Source organism: Actinoplanes lobatus (assembly GCF_014205215.1).
Taxonomy (GTDB): Bacteria; Actinomycetota; Actinomycetes; order Mycobacteriales; family Micromonosporaceae; genus Actinoplanes; species Actinoplanes lobatus.
This window is the reverse complement of the sequence record NZ_JACHNC010000001.1, coordinates 1,983,046-2,005,895: the sequence shown is the minus strand read 5'-3', so window position 1 is coordinate 2,005,895 and position 22,850 is coordinate 1,983,046. Positions and strand designations below refer to the sequence as shown.

At 71.0% G+C, this 22,850-nt stretch carries 20 protein-coding genes; 13 read left to right on the top strand and 7 right to left on the bottom strand.

What is annotated here, in order from left to right; all coding sequences use genetic code 11:
• The first annotated feature begins 20 nt into the window (after window positions 1-20).
• Both BJ964_RS09130 and BJ964_RS09125 read left to right on the top strand, forming a co-directional pair.
• Window positions 21-1,076, top strand: coding sequence for a WxL protein peptidoglycan domain-containing protein (locus BJ964_RS09130; RefSeq protein ID WP_188120274.1), 1,056 nt, complete (start codon window positions 21-23; stop codon window positions 1,074-1,076).
• A gap of 88 nt (window positions 1,077-1,164) precedes the next feature.
• Entirely contained in the window at window positions 1,165-1,911 is a 747-nt protein-coding gene (locus BJ964_RS09125) for a biliverdin-producing heme oxygenase (protein WP_188120273.1), read from the top strand.
• A gap of 103 nt (window positions 1,912-2,014) precedes the next feature.
• Here BJ964_RS09125 and BJ964_RS09120 read toward each other — a convergent pair whose 3' ends face one another.
• A complete protein-coding gene (locus BJ964_RS09120; RefSeq protein ID WP_188120272.1) occupies window positions 2,015-5,347 on the bottom strand; it encodes a DUF4132 domain-containing protein in 3,333 nt (1,110 codons plus the stop codon).
• Window positions 5,348-5,404: 57 nt separating this feature from the next.
• On the opposite strand from BJ964_RS09120, the gene BJ964_RS09115 reads away from it, so the two are divergent.
• Window positions 5,405-6,517 (top strand): threonine aldolase family protein, encoded by a 1,113-nt coding sequence (locus tag BJ964_RS09115; protein WP_188120271.1) that lies wholly within the window; start codon window positions 5,405-5,407, stop codon window positions 6,515-6,517.
• Here BJ964_RS09115 and BJ964_RS09110 read toward each other — a convergent pair.
• Complete coding sequence (locus BJ964_RS09110; RefSeq protein ID WP_188120270.1) at window positions 6,496-7,779, bottom strand: Lcl domain-containing protein; 1,284 nt, start codon at window positions 7,777-7,779, stop codon at window positions 6,496-6,498. The two genes, BJ964_RS09115 and BJ964_RS09110, sit on opposite strands and share 22 nt — an antisense overlap.
• A 263-nt stretch (window positions 7,780-8,042) precedes the next feature.
• Between BJ964_RS09110 and BJ964_RS09105 the strand changes: the two genes are divergently transcribed.
• Genes BJ964_RS09105 through BJ964_RS09095 form a run of 3 tightly spaced genes read left to right on the top strand, consistent with a single transcriptional unit; the run spans window position 8,043 to window position 11,109 of the window.
• Window positions 8,043-9,185 (top strand): Gfo/Idh/MocA family protein, encoded by a 1,143-nt coding sequence (locus tag BJ964_RS09105; protein ID WP_188120269.1) that lies wholly within the window; start codon window positions 8,043-8,045, stop codon window positions 9,183-9,185.
• Complete coding sequence (locus BJ964_RS09100) at window positions 9,182-10,321, top strand: dihydrodipicolinate synthase family protein (RefSeq protein WP_188120268.1); 1,140 nt, start codon at window positions 9,182-9,184, stop codon at window positions 10,319-10,321. Before BJ964_RS09105 ends, BJ964_RS09100 begins: the two co-directional genes overlap by 4 nt.
• Window positions 10,318-11,109 carry a sugar phosphate isomerase/epimerase family protein gene (locus BJ964_RS09095; RefSeq protein ID WP_188120267.1) on the top strand — a complete coding sequence of 264 codons (792 nt, stop codon included), beginning with the start codon at window positions 10,318-10,320 and terminating at the stop codon, window positions 11,107-11,109. The genes BJ964_RS09100 and BJ964_RS09095 overlap by 4 nt, the downstream gene beginning before the upstream one ends.
• A gap of 133 nt (window positions 11,110-11,242) precedes the next feature.
• Here BJ964_RS09095 and BJ964_RS09090 read toward each other — a convergent pair whose 3' ends face one another.
• Window positions 11,243-11,569, bottom strand: coding sequence for a TfoX/Sxy family protein (locus BJ964_RS09090; RefSeq protein WP_188120266.1), 327 nt, complete (start codon window positions 11,567-11,569; stop codon window positions 11,243-11,245).
• 201 nt (window positions 11,570-11,770) lie between these two features.
• On the opposite strand from BJ964_RS09090, the gene BJ964_RS09085 reads away from it, so the two are divergent.
• From BJ964_RS09085 to BJ964_RS09075, 3 genes are all read left to right on the top strand, one after another.
• Window positions 11,771-12,706 (top strand): protein kinase family protein, encoded by a 936-nt coding sequence (locus BJ964_RS09085; RefSeq protein WP_188120265.1) that lies wholly within the window; start codon window positions 11,771-11,773, stop codon window positions 12,704-12,706.
• A gap of 88 nt (window positions 12,707-12,794) precedes the next feature.
• Window positions 12,795-14,210, top strand: coding sequence for a calcium-binding protein (locus BJ964_RS09080; protein WP_188120264.1), 1,416 nt, complete (start codon window positions 12,795-12,797; stop codon window positions 14,208-14,210).
• An 86-nt stretch (window positions 14,211-14,296) separates the two neighbouring features.
• Complete coding sequence (locus BJ964_RS09075) at window positions 14,297-15,499, top strand: calcium-binding protein (protein ID WP_188120263.1); 1,203 nt, start codon at window positions 14,297-14,299, stop codon at window positions 15,497-15,499.
• Here BJ964_RS09075 and BJ964_RS09070 read toward each other — a convergent pair.
• Entirely contained in the window at window positions 15,496-15,834 is a 339-nt protein-coding gene (locus BJ964_RS09070; RefSeq protein ID WP_183224422.1) for an ArsR/SmtB family transcription factor, read from the bottom strand. The genes BJ964_RS09075 and BJ964_RS09070 overlap by 4 nt on opposite strands.
• A 286-nt stretch (window positions 15,835-16,120) precedes the next feature.
• On the opposite strand from BJ964_RS09070, the gene BJ964_RS09065 reads away from it, so the two are divergent.
• Together BJ964_RS09065 and BJ964_RS09060 are read left to right on the top strand one after the other, a co-directional pair.
• The gene (locus tag BJ964_RS09065; protein WP_188120262.1) at window positions 16,121-16,492 is read left to right on the top strand and encodes a hypothetical protein; all 372 of its coding nucleotides are present in this window, start codon (window positions 16,121-16,123) and stop codon (window positions 16,490-16,492) included.
• Between the two features lie 61 nt (window positions 16,493-16,553).
• On the top strand, window positions 16,554-17,273 hold the full coding sequence (locus BJ964_RS09060; protein WP_188120261.1) for a YqjF family protein: 720 nt from the start codon (window positions 16,554-16,556) through the stop codon (window positions 17,271-17,273).
• Window positions 17,274-17,336: 63 nt separating this feature from the next.
• Here BJ964_RS09060 and BJ964_RS09055 read toward each other — a convergent pair whose 3' ends face one another.
• From BJ964_RS09055 to BJ964_RS09045, 3 genes are all read right to left on the bottom strand, one after another.
• Complete coding sequence (locus BJ964_RS09055; RefSeq protein WP_188126864.1) at window positions 17,337-17,927, bottom strand: biotin transporter BioY; 591 nt, start codon at window positions 17,925-17,927, stop codon at window positions 17,337-17,339.
• Window positions 17,928-18,085: 158 nt separating this feature from the next.
• Window positions 18,086-20,056, bottom strand: coding sequence for a M4 family metallopeptidase (locus BJ964_RS09050; RefSeq protein ID WP_188120260.1), 1,971 nt, complete (start codon window positions 20,054-20,056; stop codon window positions 18,086-18,088).
• Between the two features lie 137 nt (window positions 20,057-20,193).
• Window positions 20,194-20,784 carry a DNA mismatch repair protein MutL gene (locus BJ964_RS09045; protein ID WP_188120259.1) on the bottom strand — a complete coding sequence of 197 codons (591 nt, stop codon included), beginning with the start codon at window positions 20,782-20,784 and terminating at the stop codon, window positions 20,194-20,196.
• A 36-nt stretch (window positions 20,785-20,820) separates the two neighbouring features.
• On the opposite strand from BJ964_RS09045, the gene BJ964_RS09040 reads away from it, so the two are divergent.
• Both BJ964_RS09040 and BJ964_RS09035 read left to right on the top strand, forming a co-directional pair.
• Window positions 20,821-21,507, top strand: coding sequence for a response regulator transcription factor (locus tag BJ964_RS09040; RefSeq protein WP_188120258.1), 687 nt, complete (start codon window positions 20,821-20,823; stop codon window positions 21,505-21,507).
• On the top strand, window positions 21,504-22,808 hold the full coding sequence (locus BJ964_RS09035; protein ID WP_188120257.1) for an ATP-binding protein: 1,305 nt from the start codon (window positions 21,504-21,506) through the stop codon (window positions 22,806-22,808). Before BJ964_RS09040 ends, BJ964_RS09035 begins: the two co-directional genes overlap by 4 nt.
• The last annotated feature ends 42 nt before the right edge of the window (window positions 22,809-22,850 follow it).

Below are 22,850 nucleotides of genomic sequence, written 5' to 3'. Positions count from 1 at the left end.
GCCCCATCGTAAGGAGCAGCATGGTCCTCCGAGGCGTCCTGGCCGCGGTTCTTCTTCTGACAGCGCCGCCGATCCCGGCTCTGGCCGCGCCGATCCCGGCTCTCGCCGCGCCGATCCCGGCTCTCGCCGCGCCGGCCCTGGCCCAGGCCGCGCCGAGTGGCTCGGATGTGCGGTGGTCCGTGCAGCCGTCGAGCGCGAAAGGCCCGGACGGCCGCGACTTCATCATCCGGCGCGCGGCGCCCGGCGAGCGCCTCACCGACTACGTCGGCATCACCAACCTGACCGCCCGGCCGATGACCTTCACGGTCTACGGCACCGACGCCTACAACACCGAGGACGGGTCGTTCGCGCTGCTCCCGGCCGCACAGAAGGCCACCGACGTGGGCTCGTGGATCGCCCTGGGCGCTACCGAGTACACGGTGCCGGCGAACACCCGGCTGGACGTGCCGTTCGCGATCGCCGTCCCGGCCGACGCCACCCCCGGCGACCACGCCGGCGGGGTGATCGCCTCGATCGCCGAGGAGACCACCAACGCCCAGGGCCGAAAGGTCCTGGTGGACCGCCGGGTCGCGGCCCGCGTCTATCTCACGGTCGCGGGCGCCACCGCGCCGACCTTGAAGATCGATACGGTACGGCTCGAGTACACGGCCTCCACGAACCCGGCCGACGGCGGTGTGATGACCGTCCGCTACCTGGTCCGCAACACCGGCAACGTCCGTCTCGGCGGCACCGGCTCGGTGCGGGTGAACGGCCCGTTCGGCTGGCGGCTGGCCGGCACCGAGGCGATGGAGATCCCCGAGCTGCTGCCCGGTGGCTCGGTAGCCGTCACCGAGCGGATCCTGGGCGTCCAGCCCACGGTCCGGCTCACCGCCGAGGTGGCCCTGGAACCCGCGAGCTTCGACCGAAAGCTCCCCGAAGTCACCCGGGGCACGTCCGTCTGGGCTTGGCCATGGGCCCTGATTGCCCTGCTGGCGGTGGGTATCTTGTACCTCGCCTTCCGACTTGTCCGCCGCGGGCTGTCCCGCAGGCGGCTGAAGAACCGCCCAACGGGTCTGGACCCGGCGGCCGCTCAATGAGGATGATCGAGATGACATCGACGTCGTGTCGCATCCCCGTGCCCCTCGGCCGCGCCACCAACTCGATGATCAGGAAGGACGAGCCGAGATGACCGACTTCTCCACCCGCATCCGCCGCGCCACCATGGTTGAACACCGTGAGGCCGAGACCCGCAGCTTCATCTCCCGCCTGATGGCCGGTTCGGTGCCGATGGCCGGTTACGCCGCCCTGACCGCGCAGTACCTGACCATCTACCGCGAGCTGGAGTCCGCCGCCTCCCACATGCGCACCGCCGCGCCGTCGTCCCCCGCCGACCGCGCGACCGCCGCTTCGCCATCCGGCCCGGCTTCCGACCGTGCGGCCGCGGGTTCGGTCGCCGAGCTGGTCGCGGGCTTCGCCGATCCGGCGCTGACCCGGGTGCCGTCCCTGGAGGCCGACCTGGCCCACCTCTACGGCCCGGACTGGGAGTCGGCCATCACCGTTCTCGACTCCACCCGCCGCTACGCCGAGCGCCTCCGTGCGCGGGCGGCCACCTCACCCACCCACTTCATCGCCCACCACTACGTCCGCTACCTGGGCGACCTCAGCGGCGGCCAGATGATCGGCCGCACCCTGGCCAACCTCTACGGCCTGGGCGAGGCGGGCACCTCGTTCTACCGCTTCGAACAGATCCCCGACCCGCGCGCCTACAAGATCGCCTACCGGGCGCGACTCGACGCCCTCGACCTGACCGAGGACCAGGCCGAGGCCATGGTGGCCGAGGCCCAGCTCGCCTTCCGCTGCAACGCCGACATCTTCGTCGAACTCGGCGCCCACTACCCGGAGAATCCGGAAGACCTGGCCCCCGCCGCCTGACCCCACCCACGCTTGGCGCCCGCGCGGGCGCCAAGCACCCGCCCCGCCCCGCCGCCCCGAGCCGCGCCCGGCCGCGCGGCCGGGCGCGTGATGAAAAGGGGCCCTATGGCTTGGTCAGCTCCCCCAGGTCGTGGAGAAGTTCGGAGACGGTCACCGGATCGAGCCGATCGAGGGTGAGGTGGCCCTCCGAGCGCCACCGGTTGCCGGTGCCGTTGTGCAGGTAAACCCGCTCCAACTGCTGGTCCGGAAGGAGGTCGAGGGCCCCGATCGCGATGCCCGGTTCCAGTTCGACGACCATCTCCAGGCCGGGGGCGATGACGAACTCGATGTGGCCCTGAATGCCCGCGTCCTGTGGCGCCTCCCGGCGCCAGCCGCGCCGCTCCAGCCCGAGCACCCTGGTGGTCGGCACCTTGACGCCCTCGAACCGGGCCAGCCGTGCGCCCGTGCGCTCGCCCTCACCGAGGGCGTAGACCGGCCGTCCGAGCTGCGGGAACGGTTGCAGGATCTCGTAGTCGGCGAACACCTCGCCCCAGGCCGCCACATCGTCGCCGAGGTGCAGCGGGTGCGCCAGCCCGACCACGGCGTCGTCGGCCAGCGTGGTCTCCTCGTCGTCCACCGTGGTGAACGAGCGGTCTTCGGCGACCCGGAACGATCCGGCCGGCACACCGTCGGCGTCGAACGTGACCCAGACCAGGCGGCGCACGATGTGCCAGACGAGCGGGTGCTCGGCGAAGAGTCGCCGGAAGTCGGCCCCGCTCCACCGCCGGTTCGTGACCATGGCTCGTTCCAGCCGGCGGACCTGGTCGGCCGCGATCGTCCGGACGTCCTTCTTCAGCGCGGAGAACCGTTGGTACGCCGCCGGCGCCAGCTCCGCGTCGTCGCGCACCCCGGGCTTGGGCAGAGCCTTGAGCCGCTTGCCGTCGGCGTCCGTCACGAACGGCCGCAATTGCTCGTCGAAGCCCACCACGAACTGCCGGGGACCGTAGTCGAGGCGCAGGCTGCCGTCCGTCTCCAGACCCAGGTCGGGGACGAGCCGGTCGGCCAGTTGCTCGGCGGTCAGCCCCAGATCGGCCGCCACCTCGTCCATCTTCTGCCGGGCGGCGGTCTTGAGCCCGGTGAACCTGGCGCGCTGGGCGATGTGGTGCAGGTGCATGAGGGCCACGTCGCTGCCGATGGTGGCGAGCACCCGCAACCCGGTGACCGCCTTGGTGTGCCCGCCCTCGCCGGGCCAGGCCAGGATCAGCGGGGTGAGCCGCCGGACCGTCTCGTCGTCACCGAGCAGGCCGAGCGCGTCGAGTGCCCAGTTCTCCTTCGAGACGCCTCCGGACGCCTGCCACCGCTCGAAGAGGCTCCAGGCGAACGTGGCCAGGCTCGCCGGATCGCACGTCTCGACGATCCGGTCCAGAGCCGGGTACGGCTCACCGAGCCGGGACATCGCCAGCACGGTGACCAGGTTCGTCACCGGCTCGGCGGGAAGCGCCCCGGAGCCGTCGCGCAGCAGCACCGGCTTGAGCAGGCTGGGATCGGCCCAGGCCGGAGCCGGTGGGACCTTGGTGGGGACGAGGGTGAGCGGATCGGAATCGAGCAGGGTCTCGATCGCGTCCGCGGCCTCCGGACCGTACCCCCGTGCGGCTGCGCGGACCGCCTCGGAGTGACCGTTGGTGTGCAGGGTGACCAGCGCGTTCTCCGCATTCTGCCGGGCCTTGCCGGGCTTGCCGAGGGCTGGCGGGACGAGTGCGCGGGCGGCCGTGGACGGGTGCCGCAGCAGCCACGCCAGCGCATCCGGCCGGACGCTCTTGAGCCGGGCCAGCCAGTTCGCCGCCAGAACGGCGATCTCCGGCGCGGCGAACGGCGGCATCATCGACGCCATCTCGCTCGGCGTCAGCCGGGCCAGCCTCAGCAGCAGGGGAAGTGCGTCGATCCCGTGGCGGGCGACCACCGGCCGCATGTATGTCCCGGCGGACCAGGTGTTGCTCGGATCCCAGTCGGCCATCGCTCGCCGGGCGGTCTCCTCCGGCGCGTCGAGGAACAGCACGGCCGCCTCACGCGCGCCCAGGCGCGCGGTGTTGATCTGGCTCGCGTAGCTCTCCCACTCGCGATCTCCGCCGTACCGATGGATCCTGGTCTTGGACCATCGCTCCCGTTCCCCCTCCGGCCAGTCGAGGGAGGTCGGGTCATCGCAGGTCAGGCCGGTGATGACGACCGGCTTGACGGGTTTGGTGGCGCGTTTCCACGGCGGGTCGGCGAGCACCGGCGGCACCGCGGACAGCGGCGCGGGCGGGGCGGCGACCGCCTCCTCGGCGAGGATCCGCTCGACCCGGCCGGCCGCCTCGGGGCTCAGTCCGGCGGTGACCCCGGCGGCCAGATCCCGGTGTTTCAGCAGGTGGGCGCGGAGCAGCTCGGCGATCTCGCGTTTGCCGGCGGCCTCGGCGAGCAGGCGCAGGGCGGGCTCCGGGTAACGGTCGGCGTGCTCCAGCAGGGCCGGGGAGACGTATTTCCGGTCGATGCGCTCGATCAGCCCGCGGGCCACCTCGTCGCCGGGGAGCACGGTGAGCACCGACAGGAGCCGCCGAAGTGTCTCGGCGTCGTGGTAGCCGGTGTCGAACCAGTGGAACAGGGCCGGGACGGCGGCCGGGCCGACGCCCTCCACCAGTGTGGACAGCATGTGCAGCGAGCTCGACATGGTGTAGTCGCTCGCCACCGGCAGCAGCGCCGCCACGTCCGCCGGGGTGCCCACCGCGGTGAAGAGCAGGGACGCCAGGTATTCGTCGTGGGCGCCGGCCGCCGCGGCCACATCCTCCTCGAGCCAGGCGCGCTCCTCGGGGAAGAGGACGGAGACCGCCGCCCGCTCATAGACATGCCCCTGCCGGAACGGCTCGAGAGCGGCTTTCACCTCGCCGTACTCCTTTTCGGAGGTGGCCGCCAGCGCCTGCCGGACCCGCAGCAGGATCAGCATCGACGGGTCCGCCACCCCGGTCCGGTTCACGTCGCCGGGCGCCTTCGGGCACACGCCCGTCTTGTCGCCGTTCGCGGCGCCACGGGGGACGAAGGCGTCCTTGACCGTCAGGCCCAGCAGGCCGACCGCGGCCTCGGCGGCGAAACGCAGCCCACGCTCGCTGATCCACACGTCGGCGTAGAGATGCGCCCAGTCGGTGCTGTCCCACCGGTTGATCTGGGCGATCGCCGGGACCGCCGCGGCACCGAGCGGGCTGGCCTCCGGCGAACCGGCCAGCCACGCGAGGGCGTCGGCCCGGATCGGCTCCGGCGTCGTCGGCGCGCCGAGCCACTGCCGGAGCCGAACCTGATGGTGGGCGGTGTCGGCGTCCACCGCGGCACGCGCCTTCGCGGATGGCACGAAGGCGGCCACTCCGGCGCTGCCCCGGCGCGCGGACCGGTATCGATACCAACCTGACGGGAAGACGAAGGTGCTCCGCATGGCGCGAACAGTAGCGACCGGGTCCGACAAAAACGCGCGGCATGCGATCATCCGCTGATGCCGGACTCCTTGATCCAGCGGCGCCAGACCGCCATGCGGGCCTGCGACCGCATCCTCTCCGGGGTCAGACCGCTGACCATGCGCGAGCATGTCGCCGCCCTGGAGACCGCCGCCGACCTGGACGGCCTGCCCGACTTCTACGGCGGCGGCCCGGTGACCGTGCTGGAGAAGCGGGTGGCCGCGCTGCTCGGCACGCAGGACGCCGTGCTCTTCCCGACCGGGACGATGGCCCAGCAGGTGGCGCTGCGCTACGGCGCCGAACGGATCGGCGTCCTGGCCGCCGCCCTGCATCCGCTCGGCCACCAGGAGGTGCACGAGCGGCACGCGTACGCCGAGCTCACCGGCCTGCGCGGGATCCACTCGACCGGCGCGCCGCGAAACCCGACCGCCGCCGAGATCATCAGCCTGGCCGAGCCGGTCAGTACGGTCGTCATCGAGCTGCCGCTGCGCGACGCCGGCTTCGTGCTGCCCACCTGGCCGGAGCTGGTGGAGGCGGCGAAGGCGGCCCGCGGCATCGGCGCCCGGGTGCACTTCGACGGCGCCCGGATCTGGGAGTCGGCCCCCTACCTGGGCCGGTCGATCCGGGAGATCGCGGCCCTGGCGGACAGCGTCTACGTGTCGTTCTACAAGACGCTCGGCGGGATCAGCGGCGCCGTCCTGGCCGGGACCGCCGACCTGACCGAGTACGCCCGCACCTGGCGGCACCGCTACGGCGGCCACCTCTTCCAGCAGTGGCCGGTCGCCCTGTCCGCGCTCGCCGGCCTGGACCGTGAGCTGCCCCGGATCCCCGAGTACGTGGCACACGCCCGGGTGATCGCCGGGGCACTGGCCGCGCTGCCCGGGGCCCGCGTGTTCCCGGAGCCGCCGCACACCCACCAGTTCCGGTTCTGGCTGCCCTACCCGGCGGCGGTCCTCAACGAGGCGGTGCTGGCGATGGCCGAGAAGGAGGGCGTCTGGTTCGCCGGCGGCTGGTCGGACGCGGACGTGCCCGGTTACGCGATGACCGAGGTCACGGCGGCCGGGCCCGCTCTGGAGTGGACGGCTGCGGATGTCGGCGCGATCGGCGTACGCCTGCTTGATCTTTTGAATCAGGAGACGCAGCGCACGTGACCGGTCCTCGCCCGGCCGGAATCGGTGGAACCGTCCAGATAGGTCAGCATCCAGCGTTTACCTGATTCGGGGGCGGCCCAGAACCAGCCGCTCCTCGGCGTACCGGGGAAGGTCGTGGTGTCGACAGCCGGAACCGTCCGGGTCTCGTCGACCGTGGTGGCCAGCTCGCGTACCGTCGGAAGGCGCCAGGACCGGCCACCCAGCGTGAGTTTCGCGCAGTAGCTCGTTGCCGCCGAAGCGGCCATGGCCGCCGGTGCGAAGCCCCGCTGCCAGGTCAGACCGGTCACCGGGTCGGTGACCTGCCCGGCCGCGATCCGGAGGTCGGTCACCGTGGGTGTCGCTGGTCGGGTGCAGCGGGCGTGGTGCCGGGCCGACTGGGCCGCGCCCCGGCTGATCGATCCGCTGACCGCCCAGGCCTTCCGTGCCGTCCCGGTCGTCGCGTACGGGGTCGACGTCCAGAAGAACGGGCCCGGGGCGGCGATCGACAGCGATTCGATCCGGGTCGGCAAGGTCCGGCCGAGAGTGGCGCAGTACGCCTTCGCCGCCGCGAACGTGTAGGAGCCCGGCGCGTCGATCACCGGGAGCGAGGTCGACTCGGTGGACGCGGACGGCGCGGTGCTCGCGCCGGCTGCCACATCGGCGGCCTCCGCGATCGGTCCGGGCCGTTTCGGGAGCAGGGTGTACGCCGCGGCGCCCGCCCCCACCAGCACGATCGCCGCCAACCCGGCGACGAGTGTCCGCCGCCCCCGCCGCGGTTTCCGCGCCGCGGGCGCCGGGGTCTCGTCGGGTTCCGCGGGCTTCGCGGGTTCCGCGGGCTTCGTGGGCTTCACGGGTTCCGTGGGCTCCGCGGGCTCCGTGACGGCGCCGGCGAGGAGCCGCTCGATCGACTTCTCGCCCCGCAGTCGTCCCCGACATGTCCGGCATTCTCGGATATGCCCCCCGAACCGCTCCCGCCACTGTAGATCCGGCGTCCCGTCCCAGGCGCTGACCGGCACCGCGAGCCCTCGGCACTGCGGCGACGCCTCCAGCGCGGCGACGAGCACCCGGCACCACTCCAGCGACGTACGCATCCGCTGAATCCGCACGTCGGCGTCCGCCCGGCTGGTCTCCAGCCGGTCCGCCACCTGCCCGCGGCCGATCCGTCCCCGCGCCTCCTCCCACCAGAGCGCGAAGACGTCACGGTCCGCCTCGTCGAGCCAGCGGACCGCCCGTTCGACCTGCCGTAGCTCCTCGGCGCTGCCGGAGTCGTCACTCGTACTCATGCGGCTTCGCCCTCGGGTTTGGGGGTTCGGAGTGATGCCGCGCCGAGATTAGGTATCCCCACGTGTGGTGTCAAAGCATGTGAATCCCGTCGAGTGAAATTCGCCGAACCGTCATCCACCTGCCGTTTCTCGTGCGGCAACCGCCCGGTAGGGGTCCCTGCCACCATTCCGGGTGATCAATTCGGACTTGTCGGAACGGCTTCCGCCGCCTACGCTGCCAGCAGCAGGAAAGCGCTTTCCTCATCACCGGCGGAGGGTTCCACATGGCAGCGCGCAGATCGATCGGCATCATCGTCAACGGGGTCACCGGGCGGATGGGCTACCGGCAACACCTGGTTCGTTCGCTTCTCGCCATCCGCGAGCAGGGTGGCGTACCGCTGGCCGGTGGCGGGCACATCTGGCCCGAGCCGATCCTGGTCGGCCGCGACCCCGACAAACTGGCCGCCATCGCCGCCCGGCACGGCCTCACCGAGTGGACCACCGACCTGGACGCGGCCCTGGCCCGCCCGGACGTGGAGATCTACTTCGACGCCCAGGTGACCGCCCAGCGGGAGAAGGCGATCCGGCAGGCCATCGCCGCCGGCAAGCACGTCTACACCGAGAAGCCGCTGGCCGAGAGCTCCGCGGCGTCGCTGGAGCTGGCCGAGCTGGCCGCCGCCGCGAGCATCAAGAACGGCGTCGTGCAGGACAAGCTGTTCCTGCCCGGCCTGCGCAAGCTCAAGCGCCTGATCGACGGCGGCTTCTTCGGCCAGATCCTGTCGGTGCGCGGCGAGTTCGGCTACTGGGTCTTCGAGGGCGACTGGCAGGTGGCCCAGCGGCCGTCCTGGAACTACCGGCTCGCCGACGGCGGCGGCATCGTGATGGACATGTTCCCGCACTGGAACTACGTCCTCGAGGAGCTGTTCGGGAACGTCCGGGCGGTCCAGTGCACCACCGCGACCCACATCACCAAGCGGGTCGACGAGCGCGGCGAGGAGTACGCGGCCGACGCCGACGACGCGGCGTACGCGATCTTCGAGCTGGAGGGCGGCATCGTCGCCCAGCTCAACTCCTCGTGGACGGTCCGGGTCAACCGGGACGAGCTGGTCGAGTTCCAGGTCGACGGCACCCACGGCAGCGCCGTCGCCGGCCTGCGCGGCTGCAAGATCCAGCACCGGGCCACCACGCCGAAGCCGGTGTGGAACCCGGACCTGCCGCTGACCGGGAAGTCGTTCCGCGACGAGTGGACCGAGGTGCCGGACAACGAGGAGTTCGACAACGGCTTCAAGGTGCAGTGGGAGGCGTTCCTGCGGCACGTCGTCGCGGGCGAGACGTTCCACTGGGACTTCACCTCCGGCGCCCGCGGTGTCGCGCTGGCCGAGGCCGGCCTCCAGTCCGCCCGTGAGGGACGGCGGATCACGCTGTGAGCATCGTCGACCTTCCCGACGGGCGGCGGCTGACGCTCTCCACGAAGACCTGGCAGAAGCCGGCCGGTGCGCCGGGCAGCCGGATCGCGTACGCGGCCGCCCACGTCGTCGCGGACCCGCGCGCGGAGAACGCGCCCGGCGCCCCCGCGGTCCTGGACTGGGAGCGGACCCTGGCGTTCCGCCACCATCTCTGGTCGCATGGCCTCGGCGTCGCCGAAGCCATGGACACCGCACAGCGCGGCATGGGCCTCGACTACACCGCGACCAGGGAGCTGATCCGGCGCAGTGCCGCGGAGGCGGCCTCGGTCGGCGGCAAGATCGTCGCGGGGGTCGCGACCGATCAGCTGGCGCCGGGTCCGGCGTCTCTGGATCAAGTGCTTTCGGCGTACGAGGAGCAGCTCGCCGACGTCCTCACCGCCGGCGCCGTACCGGTGCTGATGTGCAGCCGTCACATGGCCGCCACCGCGCGGGACGCCGATGATTACCTCACTATTTATCGTGAACTATTGAACAAGTCGGACAAGCCGGTGGTCCTGCACTGGCTGGGCACGGCGTTCGACCCGGCGCTCGAGGGCTACTGGGGCTCGTCCGACGTGGACAAGGCCACCGAGACCGTGCTGGAGCTGATCAACAGCAACCCGGCGAAGGTCGACGGCATCAAGATCTCACTCCTGGACGCCGACCACGAGATCGGGCTGCGCCGCCGCCTGCCCTCCGGGGTGCGTCTCTACACCGGCGACGACTTCAACTACCCGCAGCTGATCCGCGGTGACGAGCAGGGCTACTCGGACGCGCTCCTCGGCATCTTCGCGGCCATCGCACCGGCGGCCACGGCGGCCTTCGCCGCCCTGGACCGGGGCGACCTGGAGGAGTACGACCGGATCTTCGCCCCCACCGTGCCGCTGTCCCGGCACATCTTCGAGAAGCCGACCTTCTACTACAAGACCGGCATCGTGTTCCTCGCCTGGCTGGCCGGCCACCAGGACCACTTCACCATGGTCGGCGGCCTCCAGTCCGGCCGCTCGGTGCCGCACTTCGCCAAACTGATCGAGCTCGCCGACGCCGCCGGCCTGCTCCCCGACCCGGACCTGGCCGCACGCCGGGCCAACAGGTTCTTCGAGGTGACAGTGGGATGAACCGATTCTCCTTCAACCAGATCACCGCGAAACACTGGGCGCTGACCGACCTGGTCAAGGGCTGTGTGGACGCGGGCGTCGACAAGGTCGCGCTGTGGCGTGAACCGGTCGCCGAACACGGTCTCGAGCGCTCCGCCGCCCTGGTCCGCGACGCGGGGCTGACCGTCACGACCCTCTGCCGTAGCGGCTTCTTCCAGCTCGACGGCTGGTACGACGACAACCGCCGGGCCATCGACGAGGCTTCCACCTTGGAAACACCGGTTCTCGTCCTGGTCTCCGGGGGTCTTCCCGAGGGCTCCAAGGACATCGCCGGCGCCCGCGCACACGTCGCCGACGCGATCGCCCAGCTGGCGCCGCACGCGGCCGCCGCCGGAGTCACCCTGGCGATCGAGCCGCTGCACCCGATGTACGCGGCCGACCGCTGCGTCATCAACACCTGGGACCAGGCCATGTCGATCGCCGAACAGCACCCGGCCGGCCAGGTCGGCGTCACCGTCGACACGTACCACCTGTGGTGGGACGACACCGTACTGCCGAAGATCGAGGCGGCCGGCGACCGGATCGCCATCTACCAGCTCGCCGACTGGATCACCCCGCTGCCCGCGGGCGTCCTGACCGGCCGCGGCCTGCCCGGCGACGGTTGCGTCGACATGCGCGCCTTCCACGACGCCGTGGCCAAGGCGGGCTACACCGGCCCGATCGAGGTGGAGGTCATGAACGAGGAGCTGTGGCAGCGCCCCGGCCCCGACATCCTGGCCGCGACCATCGCCGGCTACCAGAGCATCTGACGCTCCACCCCCGGGCAGCTTCATCAGCACGCCGCCCGCGCTCACTGAACCACCGGTCCGCGGTCAACGACGCTCGCGGACCGGCTCAACCTCGTGCGCCGTCGTCAGGCCGCCCGCCGCTCCCCGTCCGGAGTCATTTCGGTGGCAGCGAACTCGCGAACGCCACGCCGGCCCGCAGCCAGCGCACCAATGCGTCGTCGTCCAGGCGTTCGCCGTCGACGACGACCCAGTTCCGCATGGGCCGCCGGGTGATGTCGAAGACCCGGGTGCCCGGTTCACTGAGGGCCACCTCCGCCGCCTGCTCACCGAGCCGCACGATGAGGTCGTCGCCCATCACGCCCACGGCCATGTTGCCGTGCACCATGAAGATGATTCCCCCGAACATCTTGCGATCACCGGCACCGTCGAGGTCCCTGAGCTCGTCCTGAATCCGATCCGCAAGCGCCTGATCAAAGGCCATACCTCAACCTATCGGCTCCCCGCCCGAGCCCTCGCCTCTCCGCCGCGCGCCCTTCTCGCCGCGCGCCGTTACCGGAGTGACTCGGCTCACATCAAAGGTTCGCCATGGCGGTTCGGGTGATCTTGCTGGCTGGGCGGTCGTTGCCGCTGCCGGTTCGGTGGGTGATATTTCTATTCAAGATCGGTCAGAGGGGGGCGATACGTGGCGGGGATCGACACCCCGGCGGGCTACACCCGGTTGCAGCGGATGAGCACCGGCGCCGAGGCTGATCTCTACCAGGCCTGGGACGAGCGGGCCGGACGCCGGGTGGCGCTGAAGCTCTTCCACCGTTTCGTCCGGGGCCGCGCCGAGGAGTCCGCGTTCGCCGCGCATGTCGCCGCGTCGGTCGGCCTGGGCGCCACCACCGCGATCGTCCCGGTCCGCTCCGGCGGGATCACCGCGACCGGACGGCCCTGGCTGGCGCTCGACCTCATCGACGGCCGTACCCTCGACGACGTGCTGCGCGACCGGCCCCCGTCGCCGGCCGAGGCCCTGCACCACGCGATCGTCCTGGCCGACGCGCTGGCCCGGACGCATGCGATGCGCCCGCGGATGGTGCACGGCCGGATCCGCCCGGAGGTCGTCCTGATCGGCGCGTCCGGCGAACCGATGCTCACCGGTTTCACGGCGCCGCTCGGGCGGACCGCGCCGGAGCCCCGCGACGACGTGACGGCCCTCGGCGCGCTGCTCTTCCGGGTGCTGACCGGCGACGACTGGCCCGGTGACATCGACCGCGCCGACCGGATCATCTCGGCCTGGCCCGGTCTGTCGCGGCTCTTCGACGAGGTGCTCACGCCGGTTCCGGCGGTCGACAGCATGGCGGGCTTCGCGGCCCGGTTGCGCCAGGTGTGGCACGCCTCCGGCGCGACGATTCCGCTGCCCGCGGCGCCCGGCCGGGAGATCACCCCGGCGTCACCGGTGGTCCTTCCGGCAACCCCTCCGGCGTACGTCTGGAAGCGCCGAATCGCAGCGATAACCCTGGTGGCGGCTCTGCCCGTGACGATCGGCGCGGTACTGCTGTACGGGAAGCTGACCGACTCGTGGCGGCTCACCATGCCGCCGGCCGTGATCACCGGGATCGTCGAGAGCGGCCACTGAAAACGGGGGCTGCGCGAAACATCGACGACACCTACGATCTTGCTACCGCGCGGTAGGTAACCGCCGGAGCCATGGGGGAGGATCCACAATGGTCCGTTCCGTCTGGCTGCCTCGCATCACCTTCACCGTTCTCACCACCGCATCCGCCGTGGCATTCGCGGCGCCCGCGCAGGCCGCCACGGTCGGCGTGGCCTCGGTCGTGGAGACGACGAAGGTGCAGTTCAAGGCAGCCGCCAAGTATCAGAACAGCGTCGTGCTGACCCGCTCGGGCAACACGATCACCATTGACGACCGGGTGGCGCTCAAGGCCGGCCCCGGATGCAAGCCGGTCAAGAACGACAAGACCAGGGTCACCTGTACGACGTCCAAGGCGCCCACCCTGCTGCGCGTCTACCTGTACGACTACGCCGACGCGGTCTCCAACCGCACGAACGTCCCGCTCAGCGCGAGCGGCGGCGCCGACAACGACACCCTCGTGGGCGGTTCCGCGGCCGACGTCCTGTACGGCGACGCCGGCCATGACGCCCTGTACGGCGGCGCCGGCAACGACGGCATCTGGGGCCTCGACGGCGACGACCGGATCTCCGGCGGCGACGGCGACGACCGCCTGTACGGGTGGACCGGCGCCAACCAGGTGTCCGGCGGCAACGGCGACGACCACGTCGAGGTCTGGACCGGTGGCAGCCGGGTCTGGGGTGACGCCGGCAAGGACACCATCTACGGCAGCAACGAGGCCGACCGCATCTCCGGCGGCGCCGACTACGACCAGCTGTTCGGTCAGGGCGGCAACGACGTCATCGACGGCGGCGACACCCGCGACTACCTGCGTGGCGGCGAGGGCGCCGACTCGCTCTACGGCGCGGCCGGCAACGACGTGGTCTTCGGCGACGGCGGCAACGACCTGGTGTCCGGCGGCGACGGCGACGACGAGCTGCGCGGCGACTACGGCGACGACGTGCTCTACGGCGGCGAGGGCATGGACCGGATGCAGGGCGACTGGGGCCGGGACCGGTTGTACGGCGGCGGCGCCAACGACTTCATCGACGCCGGTACCCTGGCGGGCGAGGGTGAGAAGGAGGCTGTGGACGCCGACTACTACTCCGGCGGCGCGGGCGACCTCGACATCGTCTACTACGACCGCTACCAGCACTCGGACGTGACCGCCGACGCGGACGGCGTCATCGGTGACGACGGCGCCGACGGCGAGGGCGACACCATCGAAGCCGACGTCGAGCGCCTTACCGGCGGCGGCGGTGACGACGAGCTGACCGGCGGGTCCGGCGCCGACGACCTGGATGGCGGCCCTGGCAACGACCGCCTCCACGGCCTCGGCGGTGCCGACTACCTGCTCGGCGGCGAGGGCGACGACTACCTCGACGGTGGCGACGACGGCGTGGAGGACCAGCTCGACGGCGGCGAGCACGTGACCGAGCCGTCCGGCGACAGCTGCGTGCAGTGGGAGTTCGACCGCTTCCAGCGCTGCGAGATCCTCGTAACCCCCTGACCGGGCCTTGACGACCCGGGCCGGCCATTTATGATCTTGGTTCCCGCGCGGCGCATCGGCCGCCGGCTCTCAGGGGAGCATCCACTGTGTCCCGTCATATCTGGCTGTCCCGGGTCGGCATGACCCTTCTCGCGACGATCTCGGCAGGTGTGCTGGCCACGCCCGCACAGGCCGCCACGAGCGGCGTCGCGTCCGTCTACGCGACCACCAAGGTCCAGTTCAAGGCCGCCGCCGGCAGGACCAACCGCCTGGTGATCACCCGCTCCGGCAGCACGGTGATGATCGACGACGCGGTAGCGGTCAAGCCCGGAACCGGCTGCAAGGCCGTGAGCGGCGACAAGACCAAGGTCACCTGCAAGCTCCCGAAGGCCCCCACCGGGCTGCGGATCTACACCTACGGCGGCGCGGACACGGTCACCAACCGCACCGCCATCCCGCTGACCGCCGACGGCGGGGCCGGCAACGACGTGCTCACCGGCGGATCGGCTGCCGACGTGCTGAACGGCGGAACCGGCAACGACAAGCTCTACGGCGCGGCCGGCGACGACACGCTCGACGGCGGCAGCGGCAACGACGTCATCTCCGGCGGCGCCGGGTATGACCTGCTCCGTGGCCAGACCGGCAACGACTTCATCGACGGCGGCTCCCACGCGGACGTGGTCGAGGCCGGCGCGGGCGCGGACATGGTGCTGGGCGGCACCGGCCACGACTACCTCTCGGGCGAGGCCGGCCCGGACCGGATCGACGGCGGGCCCGGCAACGACAGCATGGCCGGTGACGACCCGCTGAGCCACGCGGTGTCGGCCGATGTCCTCATCGGCAACACCGGGCTCGACCTGGTCGACTACTACAACTACCTCGATCCGGTCCGTGTCGACCTGGGTGGGCCGGCGGGCAACGACGGCCAGGCGGGTGAGGGCGACACCGTCGGCGATGACGTCGAGTGGATCTGGAGTGGCAGCGGCAACGACGTCCTGATCGGCAACGGCGCGGCCAATCTCATCCGGGGTGGCGACGGCGACGACGAGATCCGGGGTGGCGGGGGCTACGACGACATCTCGGGAGGGTGGGGAGACGACGTCGTCCACGGCGGCGACGCACGCGACTTCATCCACGACACCGCGGGTGTCGACACCTTCTTCGGTGAGGGCGGCGACGATCTGCTCCGTACGGACACCGGCGACTTCGAAAACGATGCGGACCGCCTCGACGGCGGTGAGAACGCCACGGCGGCCGGGGACGAGTGCGACTACGCGGCGCCGGATGTGGTGGTGAACTGCGAGCGTTAGCTCGTCGAGCCCTGGGCGCGGAGCTCCACCAGGAGGCCGTCGCGGTCGGTGAGGACCGCGCCCAGGATGCGCCGGCCCGCGGCGAGCAGGTCGGCGACGTCCGGGGTGCTGAGCATGTACATGACCAGGGCGCCGTCGCGGAACGATGTCACGATGCCGGCCCGGCGCAGGACGGCGAGCTGCTGGGAGAGGTTCGACGCCTCCACGTCGATCTCGGCCAGCAGGTCGCGGACCGGTTTCGGGCCGTCCTGGAGGAGTTCCAGCACCCGGATCCGGACCGGGTGGCCGAGAGTCCGGAACATCTCGGCCTTCGCCTGGTACAGCGGCACTGACACCATGCGTCCCCTCCGCCTAGACCCCGGCTCTACCGACGCCCAACTTCGGAGAATCGGGCGCGGTTACGGCGTACCCCCAAGGGTTTTCGATCCGTGAGCGTGACCACGACGGACCGCAACGTGAAGCCATGAGCAGTTTCTGACTTGAAGAAAACCGCAACTCGGCCGTCGTACACCTGAAGATCCCATGACCGGATGAGGTCGAGGCGCACATCGTGTGCGACCGGTTACCGCCGGTGTCCATCACGCTCAGGCCCAGACCCGAGGAAGTGGGAGGACACCCGAGATGCCGGACATGGACGTAGCCCTCAAGGACGCGATGCAGATCGACGGCGCCATCGGCGTCGCCCTGGTCGACCGATCCAGCGGTATGGCGCTGGGCATCGCCGGCGGGGGCAGGGACTTCGATCTCCAGGTGGCGTCGGCCGCGAACACCGAGGTGGTACGGGCGAAGCTGCGCACCATGGAGATGTTGAGCCTGCACGAGAAGATCGAGGACATCCTGATTTCACTGGACACCCAGTACCACCTGATCCGGCCGTTGACCGGCCGTTCCGGGCAGGGCCTGTTCCTCTACCTGGCGCTGAACAAGGATCGTGCCAATCTGGCCCTGGCCCGGCACCAGCTGCGGCGGATCGAGGTGGCTCTGGATATCTGAGCGTTTCCCGGTCCGTTTCGAGCGGTGGACCGGGGACACTCGAGGCGGGAGGTGGTCGACTGTGCTCGCCCCGCCGATGGCCGAGGTCCGCACCGCCATGATGATCCAGTGGTGGCGCCGGATGACGTTTCTGCACTGGCGTTACCCGGCCGAGGTGGTGGGCCCGCTGCTTCCGGCCGGGCTCACGCCGGACGCCAAGGACGGCCTGGTCTGGGTGGGCATGCTCCCGTTCCTGATGGACGAGATCCGCCCACCCTGGCTGCCCGCCCTGCCCTGGCTCTCCACTTTCCCGGAGACCAACCTGCGCACGTACGTACGCGGTCCGGACGGCGGTGCCGGGATCTATTTCTTCTCGCTCGACGCCGCCCGGCTGCCGGCCGTGGTGACCGCCCGGGCCGGTCTCAATCTGCCGTACCGGTGGTCGCGGATGACACTGTGTACCGACGGCGACGTGACCGTGTATCGCGGCAGCCGTCGCTACGAGCCGCGCGGTGCCGGGTATCGGCTCCGGGTCCGGTCCGGAGAGCGGTTCCCGGACGCCGAACTGGGCCGGATCGACCATTTCCTGACCACCCAGTACCGCCTCTACACCGTGGTCGCCGGCCGCCTGACCAGCGTCGATGTGTGGCATCCGCCGTGGGTGCTGCACCGGGCGCGGGTACTCGATCTGGAACAGGATCTGACCACGGCGGCCGGTCTGCCGATGCCGCACGGCGCCCCGCTGGTGCATTCGTCGCCCGGCGTGCGAACCCGGATCGGTCTACCCAGGGTGATCCGCTGACCGGATTCGCACATCTGTTCGAGTTATCCACAGGCTGTGTGCACAGCCTGTGTGTATCGCTTGTCAGTAGCGATCGCCGGTGTCGACGTGCCGGTGGATCAGCGCCCAGACGCCCGGCAGCAGAGCCGCCGCCAGCAGCGTCTTCAGCACATCACCCAGCAGGTACGGGGTGAGGCCCAGGCTCAGCGCGGTGGTCAGGCCGATGCCCGTGGAGAACGCCAGCCACGGCACCCCGACCAGGTAGATCAGCCCGTTGCCGGCGGCCATCAGCCCGACCGTGTGGACCGGGCGGCGGTCCCCGCCGAGGGCCGCCAGCTGGCCGGCCAGGGCGGCCGCCAGGACGAACCCGATCAGGTAGCCGGCGGTGGCCGAGGGCCAGCCGGAGGCGCCGTCCGCGAACCACGGGACGCCCAGGGCGCCGGCCACCACGTACAGCAGCATGCCGGCGGCGCCGCGGGTCGCGCCGAGGGTGGCGCCCGCCAGCAGGACGGCGAAGGTCTGCCCGGTGATCGGGACCGGGGAACCGGGGACCGGGAGGGAGATCTGCGCGGCCAGGCCGACCGCGGCGGCCGCTCCGACGGTGAGCACCACGTCCCGGACCAGCGAACGGCCCCACACGTCGGCCAGGACGCCGGTGGGCCGCCCGGCCGTCATTCCGTACACGCTGTAAGTCACCGGGGGCCCTCCTGTCCGTACATCTAGGAGGCACCTTATGGCCCTCCCGGCCCGAGCGGCAGATCTGAGTGACGAACGTGATCAGCTGGTGATCGTTCCGCCGGCGCCGCAGGTGCGGCGCCGGCGGAACCGGGCTCTCAGAGTGTGAGAGTCCAGGTGTTGATGTAACCGGTGTCCGACGAGTAGACGTCCTGCGCCTTGAGACGCCAGGTGCCGTTCGCCGCCTCGCTCGACAGGTTCGCGGTGTAGGTGGCGCTGATGTTGTCGGTGCTGTCGGAGCTGGACGTCGCCTTCAGGGCGTAGGTGGTGCCGTCCGGCGCGACCAGGTCGAGCTTCACGTCACCCCGGTACGTGTGGACGACGTTCACCGCGATCGTCGAGGTGGACGACGCGCTGCGGGCACAGCCGCTGATCACGATGTCGCTGTAGATCGCCGAACCGGCGTCCGGGATCGAGACATCGGTGGCGTTGGTCCCGGTGCAGCTCGCCGGCGCGGTCGTCGGCGAGGTGGTGGGCGATGCGGTCGGCGACGTGGTGGGCGTGCTGGTGGTGCAGGTCGGGTCGGCGGTCTGCGCCGGCACGCTGACCGCGTCCCAGGCGGCCTTGGTCTTGTTGAACAGGCCACAGGTGCTGTCCAGGGCCTTGGCCGAGGTCAGCGTCCAGGTGCGGTACTTCAGGTACGACGAGCTGGAGGTCTTCATCAGCATCGCGTTGTAGAAGATCTTGGTGGCGGTCTGGATGCCGACGCCGGTCAGGGCGCCGGTGCCGCTGCACCGGGTGCTGGCCGGCTGCCCGTTGGTCGGGCTGGTGCCCTCGGCGAGCAGGTAGAACCAGTGGTTGCCGGGACCGGCCGCGGCGTGCACTTCCTGGCTCGGGGTGCTGCTGGAGTAGCAGTTGTCGTCACCGGCGAGCGACGGGTTGTACATGTACCGGATCGGGCCGCTGCCGACCAGGTTGACCTCCTCACCGACCTGGTAGTCGGCCGGGTCGTTGGCGTTGGCGGCGTAGGCCTCGGTGGCCGCGCCGAAGACGTCGCCGACGAACTCCTGCGTGCCGTTGGCGGAGATGCCGCCGGGGGTGTTGTCGTCGATGCCGTGGCCGATCTCGTGACCCACCACGTCGAGCGACGAGATCCACTGGCCGGCGCTGTTCTTGCCGATCTGGACCTGGGTGCCGTCGTAGTAGGCGTTGGTCTCGTTCAGGCCGACGCGGATCGGCCAGGCGCCGCCGCTGCTGGTGAAGCCGGTGCGGCCCAGCCAGCTGGAGAGCATCGCCTTCTGCTTCTGCGCCGCGTAGAACGCGTCCACGCAGCCGGTCTCCTTGTTGGTGCCGGTGCCGTTGCCCCACGCGTTGTCGGTGCCGCTGAACACCGTGTTGGTCGACGAGTCCTGGCAGCTCAGCGTGGTGATCGACGGGTCACGCAGGCTGTACGTCGAGCCGGACAGCGTGGTGTCCAGGGTGACCGAGCCGGTGATCCAGCCGGTGCCGGTGCCGCTCACCCCGGTGACGTTCTCGTGGGTGCGCAGGACCGAGCCGGAGGCCGCGTCCACGTCCACGGTGAGGCGGCTGACGCCCAGTTCACCGTGATCGTTGACCCGGGTGCCGTTGATGATGGACTCCCAGGCCAGCGCCGGGGCGCCGGTGGTGTTGACCACGACCAGGCGGGTGCTCTCGACGTTCTTGATCGTCTTGAGCTCGCCCTTGGCGATGGTCACGGTGTCGGCCGCGGAGAGCTTCGGGGTCACCGAGAGCTCACCGATCGGCTGAGTCTGTGCGACCGACGTGTACTTCGTCTGCCCGGCCGCGTCGGTGACCACGACGAAGTCACCGCCGATGACCGGCAGTCCCTTGTAGGTGCGGTCGTAGGGCACGTACTGCAGGTTGTCCGTGGTGATCACCTGGTGCTGCACGAACGCCTCATCCGCGCTGGCCTGCAGCACTGATGGGCGGTCGGCGACGAGGGCCGACGCGGTGCCCGCCGCCCGGGCCGCGACGGCGGCCGGGTCGGTGGGAGGCAGGGCGGTCGCCGGTCCGGCGACCGCCACCATCGCGGACGCCGCCGCGGTGGCGGCGGTCAGCGCGATGACGACGGGGGTACGGGATTTCACGCCTTCTCCTCTCCCGCCCGGGGGATGGCGGGCGGGCCTCGACCGTCCCGGGAAGGGGCGGTGGGTCACACCGAGGTGACTTGAGGTGAGACGTTAGATATCGACCGGCGTCAGCGAATCGGGGAAAACCCTTGCGATCACTCGCCGACTTCGCTGACCTCCACGAAGGGCGCGCCGTTGAACCACTGCGCGTGAATGATGAAGCTGTGGTTGGTCTCGTTGAAGTAGACCGCCAGGTTGACGTCGGAGCCGGTCTTCTCCACCCGGTAACCGTCCGCCGGAGTGGCGGTGACCAGGGAGACGATGCCCTCGCTGGTCATCTTGACGACCGCCGTGCCACCCTCGGTGGTGAAGGACCGGACGTACGTCTTCACGCCGTCACTGGTGGTGACGGTCCACCCGTCCTCGGTGGTGGTCGCCGGCTTCGTCGTGGCGGCCGGCGTGGTCGTGGCGCCGGTGGGCCGGGCCGACGAGGGACGGGTCCGGCCGGGCTTCGCGGACGTGGTGGGCCGGGTGGTCCGGGCCGGTGCGGTCGTCTCGGCCGGCGGCGGCGCGTCGCTGGTCTCGGAGACCGCGGCGGGCGCCGGAAGCTGATCGATGTCCGGCAGCGCCCCGTTGTCGGCGCGGGCCGCGGTCAAAACCGGCGACAGCGCCACCGAGCCGAGCACGATGCTGGTCGCGGTGGCCAGGCACCAACCCGCTATCGGCACCCACCTGGAAGATCGCACGCGGCCATCTTCTCACCCGGTCTTATGGTTGTCGCCATGGCGATGATCCTGTTGGTCGAGGACGACCGCATCATCACGGCCGCGCTGACCCGTGCGCTGACCGACGCCGGGCACGTGGTGCGCCCGGTCGGTCAGGCTGCCCAGGCGCTGAAGATCGTCACCCAGGAGCGGCCGGACCTGGTGATTCTCGACCTTGGACTGCCCGACATCGACGGCACCGACGCGCTGCGGATGATGCGGACCGTGTCCGACGTACCGGTGATCGTCGCCACTGCCCGCCGGTCGGAGGCGGACATCATCGCGCTCCTCTCGGCCGGCGCCGACGACTACGTGACCAAGCCGTTCTCCGGCGGCCACATCCTGGCCCGCATCTCGGCGGTGCTGCGCCGCGCCCGGACCACCATCGAGCAGCAGCCCAACACCATCACCGTGGGTGAACTGGTGATCAAGCCGCGGCAGCGCCGGGTGGAGCTGCGTGGCGAGCCGTTGCAGCTGACCCGGCGCGAGTTCGACGTTCTCGCGTATCTTGCCGAGCGGGTCGGCCAGGTGATCAGCCGGCGCGAGCTGATGAACCAGGTGTGGCAGCAGGCCCGGATCGGCGAGGAGCAGACCATCGACGTCCACATCTCGTGGCTGCGCCGCAAACTCGGCGAGACCGCCGCGAAACCGCGCTTCCTGCACACCGTCCGAGGAGTGGGCGTCATGATGGTCGATCCGCAATGAGGTGGGCGCTCAACCGGCTGGCGCTGGCCATCACCTCGATGGTGGCCCTCGCCTTCCTGGTGCCGCTCGCGGTGGCCACCCGGCAGATCGCGTACGACCGGGCCATCTCGGACGCACGGCAGCAGGCCACCTCGATGGTCACCGTGCTCGGTGTCGACAGCGACCTGGTGTCCCTCACCAACGCGGTGGCCAGCACCGCCGCGGGCAGCGCCGGCAACCTGGCGGTCCACCTGCCCGGCATCGAGCCGATCGGCGCCAGCCACCTCAGCGACGCCACCGTGCGGCGGGCCGCGCAGGACCGCCGGGCCGCCACCGCGGACAGTGCCGGCGGCGTCGCCTACCTTCAGCCGACCGTGCTGACCGACGGCCGGACCGTGGTCGTCGAGGTGTTCATCCCCGAGGCGGACACCCGGCGCGGCGTCGGCACGGCCTGGCTCTACCTGGGCGCGCTCGCCGTCGTCCTGGTCGGCGGCTCGATCCTCTTCGCCGACCGGCTCGGCAGCCAGCTGGTCCGGGCCACCCGCGGGCTCGCGGCGGCCAGCCGCCGCCTCGGCGGCGGCGAGCTCAACGAGCGGATCACCCCGATCGGCCCGAGCGAGCTGCGCGACGCCGCCACCGCCTTCAACGGCATGGCCGACGATCTGCGGCGCCTGCTCGACCGGGAGCGCGAGCTCGCCGCAGATCTCTCACACCGATTGCGTACGCCCCTGACGGGTCTTCGTCTCGACGTGGAGGCGATGCCACCCGGCCCGATCGCGGAGCGGATGCGGCAGGCGTGCGACCTGCTCGACGAGGAGCTGGAGGCGATCATCACCGGCGCCCGGCTGGGCAGCATCGAGAAGCGCGGCTCCCAGCAGTGCGACCTGGTCGAGGTGCTGGCCGACCGGCTGGCCTTCTGGTCGGTGCTGGCCGAGGACCAGGAGCGCCCGTGGGAGGTGGTCGGCGGCAACGAGCCGGTGATGATCCCGATGTCGGCCGCCGACGTGATCCTGGTGGTGGACGCGCTGCTCGGCAACGTCTTCTCGCACACCCCGGACGGCACCGCGTTCCGGGTCAGCGTCTCGGCCAGCGGCCTGCTCGTCGACGACGCCGGCCCCGGCATCCCGGATCCGGAGACCGCCGTGCGGCGTGGCGTGAGCGGCGCCGGCTCCACCGGTCTGGGCCTGGACATCGTGCGCCGGACCGCGGAGACGGTCCGTGGGCAACTGGTCATCGACCGTAGCCCGCTGGGTGGCGCGCGCATCGGATTCCTTCTCCACGCGCCCGTTCTCGAGCCTGCTGACCAGCGCAGACGTCGGTAGGGCAGGCTTTTAAAGGGGTTTGACGGTTCCGTTAAGGCTCCG

What these genes read in the sequence shown, in the direction of transcription:
- BJ964_RS09125 (WP_188120273.1), top strand. Translation starts at nt 1,165, where the DNA reads ATGACCGACTTCTCCACCCGCATCCGCCGCGCCACCATGGTTGAACAC.
- BJ964_RS09115 (WP_188120271.1), top strand. Translation starts at nt 5,405, where the DNA reads ATGCCGGACTCCTTGATCCAGCGGCGCCAGACCGCCATGCGGGCCTGC.
- BJ964_RS09065 (WP_188120262.1), top strand. Translation starts at nt 16,121, where the DNA reads ATGCCGGACATGGACGTAGCCCTCAAGGACGCGATGCAGATCGACGGC.
- BJ964_RS09040 (WP_188120258.1), top strand. Translation starts at nt 20,821, where the DNA reads ATGGCGATGATCCTGTTGGTCGAGGACGACCGCATCATCACGGCCGCG.
- BJ964_RS09090 (WP_188120266.1), bottom strand. Translation starts at nt 11,569, where the DNA reads ATGGCCTTTGATCAGGCGCTTGCGGATCGGATTCAGGACGAGCTCAGG.
- BJ964_RS09055 (WP_188126864.1), bottom strand. Translation starts at nt 17,927, where the DNA reads ATGACGGCCGGGCGGCCCACCGGCGTCCTGGCCGACGTGTGGGGCCGT.
- BJ964_RS09110 (WP_188120270.1), bottom strand. Translation starts at nt 7,779, where the DNA reads ATGAGTACGAGTGACGACTCCGGCAGCGCCGAGGAGCTACGGCAGGTC.
- BJ964_RS09035 (WP_188120257.1), top strand. Translation starts at nt 21,504, where the DNA reads ATGAGGTGGGCGCTCAACCGGCTGGCGCTGGCCATCACCTCGATGGTG.
- BJ964_RS09095 (WP_188120267.1), top strand. Translation starts at nt 10,318, where the DNA reads ATGAACCGATTCTCCTTCAACCAGATCACCGCGAAACACTGGGCGCTG.
- BJ964_RS09105 (WP_188120269.1), top strand. Translation starts at nt 8,043, where the DNA reads ATGGCAGCGCGCAGATCGATCGGCATCATCGTCAACGGGGTCACCGGG.
- BJ964_RS09080 (WP_188120264.1), top strand. Translation starts at nt 12,795, where the DNA reads ATGGTCCGTTCCGTCTGGCTGCCTCGCATCACCTTCACCGTTCTCACC.
- BJ964_RS09130 (WP_188120274.1), top strand. Translation starts at nt 21, where the DNA reads ATGGTCCTCCGAGGCGTCCTGGCCGCGGTTCTTCTTCTGACAGCGCCG.
- BJ964_RS09120 (WP_188120272.1), bottom strand. Translation starts at nt 5,347, where the DNA reads ATGCGGAGCACCTTCGTCTTCCCGTCAGGTTGGTATCGATACCGGTCC.